This window comes from Pseudochrobactrum kiredjianiae, from assembly GCF_030362795.1.
In the GTDB taxonomy this organism is placed as follows: domain Bacteria; phylum Pseudomonadota; class Alphaproteobacteria; order Rhizobiales; family Rhizobiaceae; genus Pseudochrobactrum; species Pseudochrobactrum kiredjianiae.
In genome coordinates this window covers 90,766-105,960 of the sequence record NZ_JAUCBM010000010.1, presented here as the reverse complement: position 1 = coordinate 105,960, position 15,195 = coordinate 90,766, and the positions used below count along the sequence as shown (strand labels likewise).

The 15,195-nt window shown below is 49.2% G+C and carries 11 protein-coding genes; all 11 read right to left on the bottom strand.

Going from position 1 to position 15,195, the window contains the following annotated elements:
• Positions 1–451 precede the first annotated feature (451 nt).
• The gene (locus QUF18_RS16110) at positions 452–1,807 is read right to left on the bottom strand and encodes a nucleotide sugar dehydrogenase (RefSeq protein ID WP_289388296.1); all 1,356 of its coding nucleotides are present in this window, start codon (positions 1,805–1,807) and stop codon (positions 452–454) included.
• On the bottom strand, positions 1,794–3,056 hold the full coding sequence (locus QUF18_RS16105; protein WP_289388295.1) for a glycosyltransferase family 4 protein: 1,263 nt from the start codon (positions 3,054–3,056) through the stop codon (positions 1,794–1,796). Before QUF18_RS16105 ends, QUF18_RS16110 begins: the two co-directional genes overlap by 14 nt.
• A 116-nt stretch (positions 3,057–3,172) precedes the next feature.
• The gene (locus QUF18_RS16100) at positions 3,173–4,660 is read right to left on the bottom strand and encodes a heparinase II/III family protein (RefSeq protein ID WP_289388294.1); all 1,488 of its coding nucleotides are present in this window, start codon (positions 4,658–4,660) and stop codon (positions 3,173–3,175) included.
• 143 nt (positions 4,661–4,803) lie between these two features.
• Positions 4,804–5,904 (bottom strand): non-hydrolyzing UDP-N-acetylglucosamine 2-epimerase, encoded by a 1,101-nt coding sequence (gene wecB, locus QUF18_RS16095; RefSeq protein WP_289388293.1) that lies wholly within the window; start codon positions 5,902–5,904, stop codon positions 4,804–4,806.
• Between the two features lie 14 nt (positions 5,905–5,918).
• Entirely contained in the window at positions 5,919–8,048 is a 2,130-nt protein-coding gene (locus tag QUF18_RS16090; protein ID WP_289388291.1) for a bi-domain-containing oxidoreductase, read from the bottom strand.
• A gap of 7 nt (positions 8,049–8,055) precedes the next feature.
• Complete coding sequence (locus QUF18_RS16085) at positions 8,056–8,982, bottom strand: glycosyltransferase family 2 protein (RefSeq protein ID WP_289388289.1); 927 nt, start codon at positions 8,980–8,982, stop codon at positions 8,056–8,058.
• Entirely contained in the window at positions 8,975–10,120 is a 1,146-nt protein-coding gene (locus tag QUF18_RS16080; RefSeq protein ID WP_289388287.1) for a glycosyltransferase, read from the bottom strand. The genes QUF18_RS16085 and QUF18_RS16080 overlap by 8 nt, the downstream gene beginning before the upstream one ends.
• A complete protein-coding gene (locus tag QUF18_RS16075; RefSeq protein WP_289388285.1) occupies positions 10,117–11,253 on the bottom strand; it encodes a glycosyltransferase in 1,137 nt (378 codons plus the stop codon). The genes QUF18_RS16080 and QUF18_RS16075 overlap by 4 nt, the downstream gene beginning before the upstream one ends.
• Entirely contained in the window at positions 11,246–12,697 is a 1,452-nt protein-coding gene (locus QUF18_RS16070; RefSeq protein ID WP_289388284.1) for an O-antigen ligase family protein, read from the bottom strand. The genes QUF18_RS16075 and QUF18_RS16070 overlap by 8 nt, the downstream gene beginning before the upstream one ends.
• A gap of 45 nt (positions 12,698–12,742) precedes the next feature.
• Complete coding sequence (locus QUF18_RS16065) at positions 12,743–13,927, bottom strand: glycosyltransferase (protein ID WP_289388282.1); 1,185 nt, start codon at positions 13,925–13,927, stop codon at positions 12,743–12,745.
• Entirely contained in the window at positions 13,924–15,180 is a 1,257-nt protein-coding gene (locus tag QUF18_RS16060) for a polysaccharide pyruvyl transferase family protein (protein ID WP_289388280.1), read from the bottom strand. Before QUF18_RS16060 ends, QUF18_RS16065 begins: the two co-directional genes overlap by 4 nt.
• Between the last annotated feature and the right edge of the window lie 15 nt (positions 15,181–15,195).

The window sequence follows — 15,195 nt, the reverse complement described above, 5'->3', positions numbered from 1 at the left end:
CGCGGATATCATCATGGCCAGCGGGAATAAAGCCGCATTAACAGGCCGAACATATGACTGCACCGTCCCATGGGCCATCAATGCAGAAAAACCTTGCTATCAGGGCCGTTCCACATATGCGACACAACCCCCGTTATGATCCACCGGATCAGCGTGACTGGAACCGTAATGCTATCGCAGTATCTAGCCGGGTAGGTTGGCAAGCCATTACCGGTTATTGCCAACGCGCCAGGGCAGAGTCATTGATGGGGCATTACAAATCTAACATGGTCAAACCGCTGCATACACGTAAGTTTGCAATTCAGTAAACAAAAGTTGGCCTTGGTTGGAGCGCACTCAATCGTACGCTGGGCTGAGTACGTCGAAATCCGCCGACAAGTGCATCCATATACAACGCTCCGTTTTGGGGGCGCGTCCACCCCCAAAACACTATACTATAGACACAGTCTTATTATGTTTTAATAATTTTTTCAGATTTGTAACCACGTTTGCCAAACGCGTTACGGGTATCCAAAATCAGCTTGGAATGTCTTTGTAACAAATCGTAGTCGACGTTATCATGATCGGTGGCAATTATGACTGCATCGTAAGTTTCAACGAGCTCTGGTGTAAGCTTAATAGAATGCTGGCCTGCAAGTGCGGCATGATCACGCGTGATCGGTACCTTTGGTACATATGGATCGAAGTACCCAATACTTGTACCACGTTGATCCATCAACTTTAGTAACGCTAACGATGGACTTTCCCGGATATCTGATACGTTTTTTTTGTAGGCGAGACCTACGATTAGAACCTTCGCGGAGCCCAGTGATTTTGACAAATGTTCGTCGAGTGCACGTTCCAAACTGGCGATAACATATTGCGGCATCGCCAGGTTAATTTCACCTGCAAGTTCTATAAAGCGAGTTGAGAGCCCGTATTCCCTTGATTTCCAAGTGAGATAAAACGGATCAATGGGAATGCAATGCCCCCCAAGACCAGGTCCAGGATAAAATGGCATGTAGCCGAACGGTTTCGAAGCCGCCGCATCAATAACCTCCCAAACATCAATACCCATCGCATCGTAGATCACCTTAAGCTCATTAACCAAGGCGATATTGACGGCTCGAAAGATGTTCTCTGTAATTTTTACAGCCTCTGCAGTTGATGGCGAAGAGACCATCACCACACGCTCGACCACCGCTCCATAGAAGGCCTCGGCGAGAGCTGAAGCGTTGGGGCCATCTCCCGCGACAACCTTGGGTATCGTCGTGGTGCCAAAATGTGCGTTTCCTGGGTCTTCGCGCTCTGGTGAGAACGCAAGATAGAAGTCGCTGCCACTAAGAAGCCCTCCTTCTTCCAATATAGGTTTTACCACCTCTTCGGTTGTACCGGGATAAGTAGTCGATTCTAGCACGATCAGTTGTCCCTCGCGCAAATATTTGGCAATCATTCGCGCCGTTAGCACAATGTAGCTAAGGTCAGGTTCGCGTTGTTTTGACAAAGGGGTCGGTACGCAGATAATAATAACATCACAATCGGCTAGTTCGGCGGAGTCACAGGTAGCGCGGAACAAGTTCTTCCTTATATAATCAGAAAGCTGTTCAGATGTGACTGCATCAATATATGATTCCGCCTTGTTGAGGCGAGACACCTTGTCAGCGTCAATATCGAAGCCAATTGTTCGGAATCCGCTACGCGCCATAGCTGCAGCAAGTGGCAGACCGACATAGCCAAGCCCGATGACACCGGCGACAGCTTCTAGGTTTCTAATTTTTTCGGCTACCTTGTGAAAAAGGCCGGTTGAATTTCTGTCATGATTTTTCATTTTTTTCTCGTTCGTCCTTGTTTACACAGCGCCTTGTAGTCTTGATGAGATGAAGCATTCGATTTGCCAAATGCTGGCGGTCATATTTGCGCGCAGCCGCCAGCCCGTTCCGTCCCAGTCTTGATGCCAATTCCCGATTATCGTCAAATTTAATAAGCAAACTGGCTAGTTCCACAGCGTTTTCAGGTTCGTAAGTTAGTCCTGCGTCCTCGTTCTGGACGATCTGTGCCGACTCCCCTTGGACACCATGCAAAACTGGGATTCCCATTGCCATGCCCTCGAACAGTTTTGAGGGAATAACAGTCTTAAATAGATCCGTCTTGCGCAGATGGATAATCGATACGTCAAGCAATGACCAATACCGAACGACATCTGCTTTAGGTACCGAATCGACAAAGGTCACGTTTCTGATGCCCTGTTCTTTTACACGTGCCATCAGAGCTTTCTTGGATGCACCACCCCCAAGAAAAAGAAGATGGATATCATCGCGACCTTCTTCTTGAAGCTGGCGAGCGGCCTCTATCAGTGTTTCTAGGCCATGTGCTAATCCATGCGTACCGATATAACCAGCAACAAACTTACCTTGCAGACCCAGCGTCTCAACCAGGCCGCTGTCTTTTTGCAAAGGTTGGAAGCGGGAAAGATCGGCACCGTTAGTAACAACATGAATCTTTTTTGCCTCAATACCGCGCGCCACAAGATTTGCTTTGAAAGAATTAGTAACCACAATGATTAATGTAGCCCTTCGGTAGAGAAAGAGCTCCAATTTTTCGAGCCAATCTAGGATGAAAGACTGTTTCATCGCTCCCACCGCCCGGATAGATTCTGGCCACAGGTCGCGTAATTCCAGAACAAAGGGTATGCGACGTAATTTGCTAACTACATATCCCGCGCAGATAGTAAAGAACTGCGGCGACGTTGCAACCACCACATCAGGCTTCTTAACTCGCAAACTAGCAGGAATGGCCGCAACCATGAAACTCAGATAGTCCAGCGTACGGCGCAGAAAACCTTCATTCGCTGTTATGTAACTCCAGACTCGGATCACCTCTATTCCATCCATAGTTTCTCGCGCGAAGAGCCTGTTGCGGTAACCCTCGAAAAGTACACCGGTGGGGAAGTTAGGAGCACAGGTGATTACTGTGACCTGATCAACTGCCTTAACCCACTCACGACAATGCTCGTAGGTTCGGCTGGCAGGAGCATTCACTTCTGGCGGGAAATTGTCGGTCAGGAAAAGGATTTTCATTGAGAGAGCGTGTTCCGAGTTAGAGTATTTCATCGTCAGATTGTTGCAACTTGACGGTTATGAAAATGCGAAAAAAATCTTGAGCGGATACTGCGATGCAGCCAGGAAGCAAACCATCATGTGTTAGGCCAGAAGAATTCGATAATACTTTCAGTATTGCAGAGTTCGATAACCAGCCGTTGTGACGGATGGCAAATACCAAATTCAGGATGCCAAGTCGAGCGCTCTAACCTTGCTGTTCCCTTGTGAATTCTCCAGCGTAGTAAAACATTATCATCCATAGCCAAATTCCCCGAACAACCATCTTCTAATAGTGAGAGAGACAAATCTGGATGGAAGTGGAACATCGCTTCAGCATGGCTATCACTGCCCTCAATTCTATCTGACACGATTAGGCTGCCAACTTTGAATTTCCAAGCGCGGTGATGTACTGGCTTTCCTACAAGCCGACGATATCCGTCATGTGCACAGGAGACGTCCCAACCTTGTTCATTCATTTCTATTAACGGTGGTTTGGGTCGAGCGCGGCGCGCAACACGGAAAGCTGACCAGACCTCGGATGAGTTCTCTGCGTCAACTACCACGGTATTATGCGCGGCCGTGCCCCGCTGGCGTAAGCGTTCCGGGCCATCTCCATATACAGAAGTGCCTGAATTGACGATGGTTCGCTGCCCAGCAACCGATAGTTCGAATGATAATGTGTCAGCATGGGCATGGCCTGGCAAGTAGTCTGGCCCAATTTTTGCAACATCAAGCAGGGCAACGACACATCCTTGCTGGATACGAATATAGCCACTATCACTTTGCCATGTGCATCCTGTAGGTAGTGCGGCTTTTGGCGCAAGGCCTAGCCTAATTGCATAATGTTCCAGTTCATCGGGTGAAGGTGCAATACCCATAGCCGCATCATTGAAAAACGCAATCTCGCCATCCGGATGGCACATGCTATCAAGCCAATCGCGCATGGTGACGAGCTTTTCGCCCCACAACTTCGGTATTGGAAGCCCTGTACTGCGTATGACATTCACGAGGTCAAGCATGTCTTCAAGCGCCAGCGCATGATACATTGGTGAAAGTTCAAAATGACCACCATCTGTCAAGATTTGTTCGGGAACTTCACGTGCCAATATGCGCATGCCTTGATGCAGCCATGCTGCCGCTTCAGGGCCTTCAAAAAAACAACCCGCGAAGACAAGCGCCTTGGCGTTTGTGAAGAGATGATTGCCCAGCAAGTGATATTCCAGCCGCTGCGTTAACCATCGTACCTGTATAGCCAGACTGTGAACCATATCAGGCGTGAGCGAATTCCCCACTAACGCCCATTTTATCCAGTTAACGATCCTGAGCGAGGTTGGATAAGGCTCCCAGCCTGATCCTTTCGTAGGAGAGTTTTCCACGATCCAGCGCGCAATCAGTGCTTTATGCCATTCCACGCGAGCCGTTGAGCCTTTGGCATTCAGGTCGTCAAAATAATGAAGGTTGTAACGCCACAGTTTTGCCAGTGCTGGATCATCCCAACTATGTTGCGATAACGAATGTACCTCGTTCAAAAGAAAAAATTCGTCTGGTCCTGTCAGGCTCTGCTCTCTATGTGCAGGTTTCACCCAACTCCCTTTGTGTTTCCGTTGGGCTGGCGCTGGGCGCGAGTCAGCTTTTGGGTTAGCGATCCGGAACCATATCCGACCATAGAACTGGACTGGCCGCAGATGACGCAGAGTTTCCCAATAGAGGCGTACAGACGTTGGAGTCATGAGAGAAGCAGACTTTCCAGAGCAGTCACAATACGTTGGCCTGTCTGTCCATCCCATTTTTCAGGAATGTTGCCCTTTTTCCAGTGGCCATCAAAGAGCTGTTCGAATGCAGGCGCAAGAGCTGCCGGGTTGGTTCCGAGCAACTCATTAGTCCCGATGGTAACGGTTTCTGGTCGTTCCGTATTTTCGCGCAAGGTCATGCAAGGAACACCCAACACTGTTGTCTCTTCAGTGATGCCACCTGAATCGGTTAACACAGCTTTCGCGTTACGCACTAGATAATTGAACTCGAGATAGGGCTGAGGTTCTACGAATTTTATTGTCAATGGCAGCCCGGGGATTGTCTCTAATGTCCGCGCCGTACGCGGATGTACGGGAAAAATTACCGGCAATCCACGAGCACCTTCGCCAATCGCCATGAGCAATCGTTCAAAGGAAGCACCAGCGTCCACATTGGATGGTCGGTGCATCGTGACAACGAAATACTCCCCCGAACAAAGACCCAGTTCATTCCAGAACAACGGTGGACGCAACCGGTCGAGATTTGCCAGCAGCGTGTCGATCATTGTATTCCCAACAAAAAAAATACGTTCAGATGTGACACCACCTGCACGCAAGTTTTTGCCAGCTTCCTCACTCGTCGTAAAAAACCAATTGGTGATGGAATCCGTCACCATGCGGTTGATTTCTTCCGGCATGCTCCAATCGCCTGAACGAATACCGGCTTCCACATGAGCAACCGGAACTCTCAGCTTTTGCGCAGCTATGGCGCAGGCCATCGTGGAGGTAACATCGCCAACGACGAGGCAAAGCTTGCTGGGCGCTTCGAGCAGCAGCTTTTCATAACGTACCATAATTGCTGCCGTCTGCTCTGCTTGAGTACCCGATCCAGCCTCCAGATTGACATCGGGTGCCGGGATGCTCAATTGGCTAAAGAAATCTCCTGACATGCGGGTGTCGTAATGTTGCCCTGTATGGATAAGCCGATAGCGCAAAGACCCGCCTTCAGCTTTATGCTTTTCCAGCGCGTGGATGATCGGCGCAATTTTCATAAAATTTGGTCGTGCACCGGCAATGATGTCGATACTGGGGTTCAAGTTCTCGCCCACGCTTACGCTTTCTCTGCTATCTTGATGGTCAAATTGCTAACCTCGAGCAGCTCTTCAAAAGGGATCGGCGCGGGGCCGCCCTTTTCTACTGCCACTACAAAGGCTGCGGCACAAGCTTTCTGGCCCTTGTCCTGTCGCCACAAATTCATTTTATTGAAGCCCGGCCAACCAAACCCACGCAAGCGACGGAAATTATCAAGTTGGAGAATGCGGCCGTTTGAAAACACCTCAAGCCGTTCCTTGGGAAAGCTCTTCGAACCATTGGCAAAATAATGAACCGTACCAATCGAGCCATCCACAAAGGTTAGCGTTATCGTTGCCGTGTCGCCCATATTCGCCTCCATGATCCGAATATCATGCGAGGCAAACGGCACCCCGGCCAAATAGCGAAGCAGATCAATGAAATGACAGGCTTCGCCGATAATGCGGCCCCCGCCAACGAGACGATCCTGAGACCAATGTTCAGCAGGGATACTCCCCGCATTAACGGTCATCACAAACGCTTTAGGTCCGGATGCGCCTTCAAGTAGGATTTTTATTTTTTGGATTTGTGGTGCAAACCGGCGATTGAAGCCAACCATAACAAGCGGCGTTCTGCCGGTTTCTGCGCTGACAGCATCCCTCACTGTGTCGATCTCGGTAAGCTCTTCATATGTCAGCGCGAGTGGTTTCTCGACGAAAACATGTTTACGGGCTTGCAAGGCACGACAGACGAGTCCGGAATGGGTGTCATGCCGCGTCGCTATCACGACCGCATTAATATCGGGGTCTGCGAGCACATCAGCAACGTCAGTGGTTGTTTTTTCGAAGCCGAATTTCCGCCCGACATGCAGCCCGCTGACGCCGGCATTAGATGCTACACTTACCAGCCGCGCACCAGCTTTGTTGAATGCTGGAATCAACACTGCGCCCGCATAATTCCCTGATCCGATCACCCCCAAAGCAACCTTGCCCGCCGTAGTGGGCACAACCGCTGTAAGCTGTACTGTACGGCGCATCAGCGTTTCAGCCGATTTTACATCCTTTTCTGAGTAATCGAGCAGAATGCCGAGCGAAGGTTCAGAACCGCTTACAATATCATAGGCTTTTGGTGCATCGGCCAGATTGAAACGGTGCGAGATCAGCGGTTTTACATCGATCCGTCCGCTTGCCATCATATCAAGCACAGCTTCAAAGTTGCGTTGCTCGGTCCAGCGAACAAAACCGATTGGATAGTCCTGACCCTTTTCTTCATAATTAGGATCGTAACGACCAGGACCGTAGGAGCAGGAAACCTGAAAACTCAGTTCTTTCTCGTAAAAATCTGCCCGCGATAGCTCAAGACCTGTCACGCCAACCAGCACAATGCGACCACGTTTGCGGCTCATTAATGCAGCCTGATGCACAGGTTCGCTGCTCTTGGTGGAGGCCGTGATAATAACGGCATCAACTCCGTGCCCACGCGAAAACGCCTGCGCGGCCACCATAGGATCGGCTCCCTTCGAGAGATCGACGGTTTCAGCCCCAAATCCTTCCGCAATCCGCAGTTTGGCCGGATCGTAATCCAAACCAAGCACGCGACAGCCCTGCGCGCGTAGCAATTGTACGGTCATCAGGCCGATTAAGCCGAGACCCGTCACGACTACGGCTTCACCAAGGGTGGGCTGCACCAGCCTTATGCCCTGCAAGGCGATTGCCCCCAGCACGGTGAAGGCTGCCTCATCGTCCGAGACTGCATCGGGAACAGCAGCGCACAGGTTAACCGGCACAGAAACCGCTTCGGCATGCTTGCCATTGGAAACGACCCGATCGCCGACTGTAAAACCCGAAACGTTAGCCCCTATTGCCAACACATTCCCGACATTACAATAGCCAAGCGGTAGCGGCTGATCTAGCTTGTTGAGCACAGTTTCAAGCGTCGGTACCAGCCCGTCGGTGCGGATCTTGTCCAGAACCTGACGAACCTTATCAGGTTGCTGGCGCGCCTTACCGATTAATCCTGCTTTACCGAAATCAACCAGCATGCGCTCGGTGCCGGCTGAAACCAGTGTACAAGAAGTACGCACTAGCACCTGCCGATGCCCTAGCGCCGGACAAGGCACCTCAGCAACTTCCGTGAAGCCCGTTTTAAGAGATTGGAGAATTTGTTTCATGAGGGCCTCAAAATTGTTGGACGCGAGGATGCGGCTGCCCAGCCGGTGAGGCGGGTATGCTCAATTCTCTGCCGTTCAAACGCATTTCAAACAGCTTTCGTGCTCGCATTCTGTAGACATCAGATCTCATCCGCGACCAGGTCAAACCAACGCGTCCCGCTCGCCAAGACCCCTGCCATAAATAAGAATACAAAAAGACAATGAGCGAACGAAATGGCATGTGCATGAGTTTCGACTTTACCCACATCCTGCGTTCAAGTTGGTTGCCAAAGAGTCGAGGCGAAAACGCGAGTCTACTGCCCCGATAGGTACTAAGAGCTTCCGCCGATGAATACCGGTTTTGTTTCTCAAACCAATGATGTAAATCAGGACTGTCATGGTGTTCTAAGAAGCCCACAGTATTAGTTGCATGTTCTTCCACCAAGGGATGCTCGTTCACAAGCACGTCACTAAAGTGACACGTACCTGTTTTCCATCCTCGCAAAATGACCTGTATCACATGAAGTGGTTGGTTCATAAACCAAAGCCGTCGACGCAGCGTAAAAGCGTTGGCTCCGTTTTTTTCAATAATCCCGCGAATACTTTTTTTGAGCTCGTCTGTCAGCCGTTCATCCGGATCAAGCTTCATCGTCCACGGTGCGGTAATCGGCAGTTCGCTCATGGCAAAGTTCCATTGGTCGCCGAAACCACGAAATTTGCGCTGTACAACATGAACCCCGTGCGCAAGCGCGATATCCACCGTCTCATCGCTGCTATAGCTATCGACAAGGAAAACCTCGGCAGCAAAACCTTTAATGTTTTCCAGCACTGCAGTCATGTTATGGCCCTCGTTAAGACTGATCATAACGATTGCGATAGGAACCACGCCGCTTGCCCATTGAGGTGATTGACCTGCGACACGTACCATCTCCGATGTTTCAGAATTTTCAGTCATTGCGTATCCATGTTGGAGGGGTTCCACCCTCTCGCACCCAGCGATAGGACTCGATCATCTGCGCCGCAATTTGCTTCCATGCAAAATCACGTTCCATCCAGGCGCGGCCACGTGCGCCCATTTCTGTAAGTTCACTCGGATATTTCGACATTGCTTCGTGCAAAGCACGCTTAAGTGGATCAACACCAATATCAATCCACCAACCCGCTCGTTGTATTGGCAGTCCCGACCATGGTGCGCCTTTGGTTGTCACAACAGGACAACCTGCAGCAAGCGCTTCCGCTATTGCTATCCCGAAATTCTCTGAATGCGTCGGTAAAACAAAGAGGTCCGCAGACTGATAGGCTTGTGTCTTTTCTTCACCATAAAGTGGGCCCGTAAATACTACCCGTTCCGCAGCAATGGAATTGGCAAGCGCCTGCATTTCAGCAACATAGCCAACATTTCCTGGGCCAACTATGCGTAGGTGCCACTCTGGAAAAGCAGTCTGCAGTTCAGCCCATGCGCTTAAAAGCACATCTAATCCTTTGACCGGATGTATCCGCCCAAGGAAAAGAAGCGTTTTCTTGCTTTTATCAGAAGGTGCTTTCGCCTGCGGCATATCAATTCCGTTCGGAATTATCGCCACCGGCTGTCGATATCCCATGCGCCGAATGTCCTCGTATTCGTTTTCAGCGGTGGCATGAAATAGCGCTGTATGTGCAAGGCTACGTTTTTGTAGAGCGTGCCAGAATAAAAATTTGACAACTCGCGATCGGTTCATCGCCCACTTTGAAAATGTTCCGCGCGGGGAAACAATAAGCGGAATGTTACGGCCTCTCGTTACCCAACCTGTATACACGTTTGGCATCATCCAGATGCTATGGTTATGGATAACATCAACCGTACCTGAAGCGACTTCAGTACTTAGCCACCGTATCATTTCGGGAGAGTGACCTAGTCGCCTCAAAAACTTATGGCGCTGAAATGTCCTCAACGTATAGTCTGAACTTCCCAACTCTTTATAATTATCCGTAGTAACCGCAAGCTGGGAAGCCATGCCCAACTCATTCGTCATATTGTTCAAGGCGGTTGTTGTATAAGCAGGCCCACTAGCCTCTTCGCCTATATATGGAACGACGTGAATAATTCGCATCATTTGGCTTCCTGTTCACGGAAGACATGCGCCCATGGTACGGTCGGATGGACTGTTATTGTCATGTCTTGCGCATGGGTGAATACCGCTTCCAGATAGCGCGCGCCAGTTTCAGCATTGAGGCAACGTGCCCATGCCGCGAGATCTTTACGCTGTTCTGCCATCTGTCTCCCTGCTGTCAAGGCACCTTTTAAGATATCACCCAACGCCTGTGTATCATAAGCAGGAAATACAGCGCCCCCACCTGCCTGTACAACACCCGCCGCACCGCAGGAATCTGAACAGATAGCTGGGGTGCCTGCCATTAGCGCCTCAGATAGTACCGCGCCCCAACCGTCATGACGACTTGGCAGCACGATGCAGTCTGCTCCAGCCATAAGTGACGGGATTTCCCCAATGGGTTTTTTACCTAGCCACTTCACTCGACCGGGGAGCTTATTATCAGCAATATCCCGTAGTTTAGTTTCCATTGGTCCAGAACCAATCAATGCCACTTCAAACTCCACCTCCATAAACTTTGCAAGTGCATCAAGTAGAAAATCTACGCGTTTACGTTCAATAAACTGACCTACATAAAGAAAACGAAACGGAGCAGCAGGATCAAAGTTAGGCATATTTTGTACATGGCTCTCAGGCAGGAAATATGCAAACGGAAAAATGCGTTCGGGGGGTATGCCGCAGGCCGCAAGCCAATGTGGTGTAGTGTGACCGATAGCTAACACCCCTTCTAGTTTAGAACGCCATTGCCGAATTACGCGCCTATATTCCATGCGCTTAAGCACCCCGCGCCACCCGGAATCATCTATAGTTTCCATAATGGACCATTGCCGAAGACCGCGTTCAGCGAGCGCCTTCTGCGCGATGCCGATCAAACCATTGCCACGTAGCCCTTGACAAACGTGGATACTCGTTTCAGGTGCATCGCTTACAGCAGCGCGGACAGCATTTACTGTCGGCGCAAAACGCAAATTCGCTTCGCCAAGGTCTGGTGCGTGCCAGCCTTGAGCCGCCCGATCCGCCGACATCTCCTGTTCGGCAACATAGGTAACTTTACGCCCCTGAGCGGCGAGCGCAGCAGCAAGCACAGCCATATGCGGTGAGACAATACGCTGCCAAAACCAGACTGGATCAGCCATGCGGCAACCTCCCGCTTGGACTTCCATTTGCATAGGCCCAACCCAGCAATATCATTGGTAAAAGACCTAGCCCCCCAGGAGAAAAAAGCGTAGATTCACCCAAATTGAGCACTAGAACTGTCAGGCAAACAGCGAGTGGGGCGATACCACCGCGCGCTCCAGTACGTAGAAGTCGAAATACCCATAGAAACACAAGAAAAGCTCCCAATATCCCGAGTTCCTCCAATATGGCAACTGGCACCACACCCTTTTCAATCGCTGCACCGATAGGGAGACCAAGAACTGGATCACGCGTGACATCCATAGTTTCCAGCTCAGATGCAATTCCAAATCCGATTCCGGTGAGTGGATGTTCGGCGATGTTAGTGAACATTTTATCCATCAATCCGCCACGCGAGCGTTCATAAGCTTGCAGAAGGCCGCCAACTTGGGCACCGTTCACCTGCGCACGGCCGGACTTGGAAATATAATTCTGAAAATTGCTAGCAATGATTGGCGCCATAGCAACGCTGGCGATCGAAACAACTAAAAGTACAATCCAAATGCGAGCGCTTCGCAGACCCGGCAGCACTTGCCTAATTGAGCGTCCAGCTAGTCTCGGCCCAATCAATACTGCAACCCCTACCGCAAGCACCATACTCAATCCGGCAGTGCGCGCTTCGGACATGACAATGCAAGCAAGCGACGCTGCAGCCACCCCTAGCAACCATAAAGGTGGTCGCGTGCCAGCGCCAAGTAAACGCGAGATTGCCCAAGCACCTAACAATGCCATCGTTGGCCCGAAAGCTTGCGGATGGTTCATTATACCTTGGAAACCCGACCCATTGCGCAAATAGCCGAGCGATGTCCCGGCTAGGGGTAAACTAACAAGAAGCATAATAACCAGTCCCCAAAAGATCTGCTCAGAGACTTCTTCTCTCTCCCGAGCTGAAAGTCCACACCAGACGGAAATCGACGTCGCCATTACGAGTGACCACGAAATCCCTTTCAGTACGGACACATCCACTATCGGGCTGAACATCATTGAATGAAGGATGATGAACAGGCCAAGCAAGATTGTGGCGAGAGTGAAGGGACGCAGTATCGGCCGACTGCTGAACATGCCGCTGTGTATCAACGCAGAGAGTGCGGCCGCTAACAAAATTGAATAGCGGCCAATTGCTCCGGCACTTGCAGCCGGCGCTATGCCCGGATTGATCATCGTGAACAACCATGACATGGCCAGCGCGCGTACAGCGTGTGAACGCCCGAGAAGCGCATAAACTGCCACCACTAAATAGCTCAGATTGGCAGTCGGTCCGGAAGCAAGCCGCAATGCCAGCGCACCTGCCAAAGATGCATAGTCAAATAAGACCATATGCGCAGCACCCAGGTGGTTGTGCATCCCACTTCCTCGCACCAACAAATCCATATTTTTTCGACTATGGCTGGACAATTTACTCATTTATCATAAGGTCACTGACTGAGGGATACATGGTTATTGATGAAATCATAAGGCATTACGCGCGATTGCGGATTTCAAGTTTAGGAGATCCAAAACTCTTTTTTCATTGGCGTCCCAAGTGGAACCTTCAGCGGTCTGCCGCGCTCGTTTTCCAAGGACTACGCGTAACTCAGGGTCCTCAAAAAGCCGACTTAGTGCCATTGCAACCGCATACGTGTTTTTCGGTGGAATCAGCAGGCCGTACTTACCATCAGTGATAATGTCAGCCGCGCCATTTCCTAAACATCCATCCGTGGGCTTGAACCGCGTCATAGCCTCCAAATAGACAATTCCGAACGCCTCTCCCCAACTCGGCAATGAGAAAATATCCGCATTTGCCACTTCGTCCATTGTTTCTTTATATGGTAACCGCCCCAAAAATCGAATCTGCAAATCAAATGAAGTAGCCATCCGTTCGAGGTCTATTCGCTCAGGCCCGTCGCCGATTATATTATAGCGCCACTCGGTAATATCATAGTCATTATTTAATATATGGAGAGCACGGATATTGTCATCAATGCCTTTCAGAGCATCAAGATTTGAAACGCTAACCAAAGTGAGATAGTTTCTATTTTCATGGTACCGAGAGTTCATCACAGTCTCTGGATTTGGAGTTCCATTTGGAACGACAACTGAATTTACAATATCCAAGCCTATATCTTCTATATGCTGTCGAAGCGGAGAGCCAACCAGAACAACGCGATGAATAGAATTAATCAGTGGCAAAGCTACAGACTTGACCCATTTCTTTACTGATGGATGATTCAGAAACGGGTCGACACCATGAATACACAGCAGTGTCCTGAGATTCAGCTTGCGTGCCCAACGGATAGCCGACACGCCGGAATAACGAAGCCCATCGCTAGGTTGTTCGTCCGCGTGGAAAAGGCGGGTAATAGCGGTTGAGATGGAGACGCCCATCATAAATGTAATGAATGAAAGGGCCATACGGCTTTTGGATAACGATTCTGGCAAGCGAAATGACAATGAACTAAAGAATCTAATCCCCGTAGGAAGGTCAAGTTCTTCCGGAGTGAGGAAGCGATCATTCTTTAGGACGTAACGAAAGACAATGACCTTAACTTCAATCCCAGCATCACGTAGGGCCTTGATTTGTTGCGTGACGAAAATACCCGAAATGGGATTTCGATCCGTAGGCCAAAAGCCCCTGACGACGAGGATCTTGTTCACGAGATTGTTACGCTTATATCTTGATTAAGATCTTTCCGAATGAAGCATTTAGCAAGGTTATCGAGCGATTCGTTAATTCTGGCTCTTATTTTGTTCTGAACTTTTGCTTGTTGTACACAATCAGTATTTACATCTTTCAATATATAAACAAGACTGGAATTAAACGATACATTAGCATCAAACAGCTCATTAAAAGAAATCGGCTTTACGTTGATATCTGCCTCACGCCAAATGCCTGATACTTTTTTATCCCAAATTAAAGGGACAACTTTCGTACCAAGACTATAAACTACTATTCCTGCGTACATTCGACTTGTTATTAGAATATCTATATTCTGCAACATATCAACCAATTCGGATGGCGTAGTAGGTGAAGCTGCGATAAAAAAACGCTCGTTCATGCCAGAAGCTTCATAAACTTCCTTTGCTGCAATCAAATCAGTCACATCACCGTTTATTAAAATATGGAACGTCCATCCCTGAAAGACCGCATTCTGAATAAGAGCTCTCCAAAATGCGATGTAATTGGCGCGTGAAATAATCTTAACACCCTCAGGTAATGCCGCCACCGTCTCATAGGGCATTAAATTAATGCCCAGTATTTTTTTATGCATCGTCTCGACTTGGTTGTACAAATTTCCAGCTAAAAAACCAATATCAGGACGGACATCTATTCTAAGTTTCTTATCTAGATTCTGGAACATTTCCGCTGATGTATTATCACGGACACAAATATATACTGCCTCCCGCGCCATCTTAAGGCATATACGCTGTGGGATCCAACCTTGTTTAGCATCTGCACCGCATGAGAATACAGCGACTGGATTTCTCGAGTTTCGTGCCATCTTTAAGATCGCCTCAATCGCGAGCGGAAAATAAAGTTGGCGGTCAACAAGACTCTGACCACCGCCAATGATGACGCCATCGCTACTACCGAAGATATCCTTATATTTATTTATAGAATTCCTTCTACCGCCAAAAATCCACTTAGTGAAAGTGATAATTCGCCTAAGAAAAAGACTGGGCCTAACAAAGTACCTTGCAAATTTTCTCGAAGCTCCTAGATTAGTTGGAGCACTATTTTTTTCAGGCACAGAGTATCCATCACTCCGGGATAAATCTGCGGGGAAAATTTTAACTTCTCTTTCTGCCAAACCTAGGCGCAAACATTCACAAATTATGCCGTCACCAACATTTCGACTATAAATTTCACCAAGAGCTACATCATTGGTACTTCTAAAAATTTTACCCATGACACCGCCCGTATT

What these genes read in the sequence shown, in the direction of transcription:
- QUF18_RS16110 (WP_289388296.1), bottom strand. Translation starts at nt 1,807, where the DNA reads ATGAAAAATCATGACAGAAATTCAACCGGCCTTTTTCACAAGGTAGCC.
- QUF18_RS16105 (WP_289388295.1), bottom strand. Translation starts at nt 3,056, where the DNA reads ATGAAAATCCTTTTCCTGACCGACAATTTCCCGCCAGAAGTGAATGCT.
- QUF18_RS16090 (WP_289388291.1), bottom strand. Translation starts at nt 8,048, where the DNA reads ATGAAACAAATTCTCCAATCTCTTAAAACGGGCTTCACGGAAGTTGCT.
- QUF18_RS16085 (WP_289388289.1), bottom strand. Translation starts at nt 8,982, where the DNA reads ATGACTGAAAATTCTGAAACATCGGAGATGGTACGTGTCGCAGGTCAA.
- QUF18_RS16080 (WP_289388287.1), bottom strand. Translation starts at nt 10,120, where the DNA reads ATGATGCGAATTATTCACGTCGTTCCATATATAGGCGAAGAGGCTAGT.
- QUF18_RS16075 (WP_289388285.1), bottom strand. Translation starts at nt 11,253, where the DNA reads ATGGCTGATCCAGTCTGGTTTTGGCAGCGTATTGTCTCACCGCATATG.
- QUF18_RS16070 (WP_289388284.1), bottom strand. Translation starts at nt 12,697, where the DNA reads ATGAGTAAATTGTCCAGCCATAGTCGAAAAAATATGGATTTGTTGGTG.
- QUF18_RS16060 (WP_289388280.1), bottom strand. Translation starts at nt 15,180, where the DNA reads ATGGGTAAAATTTTTAGAAGTACCAATGATGTAGCTCTTGGTGAAATT.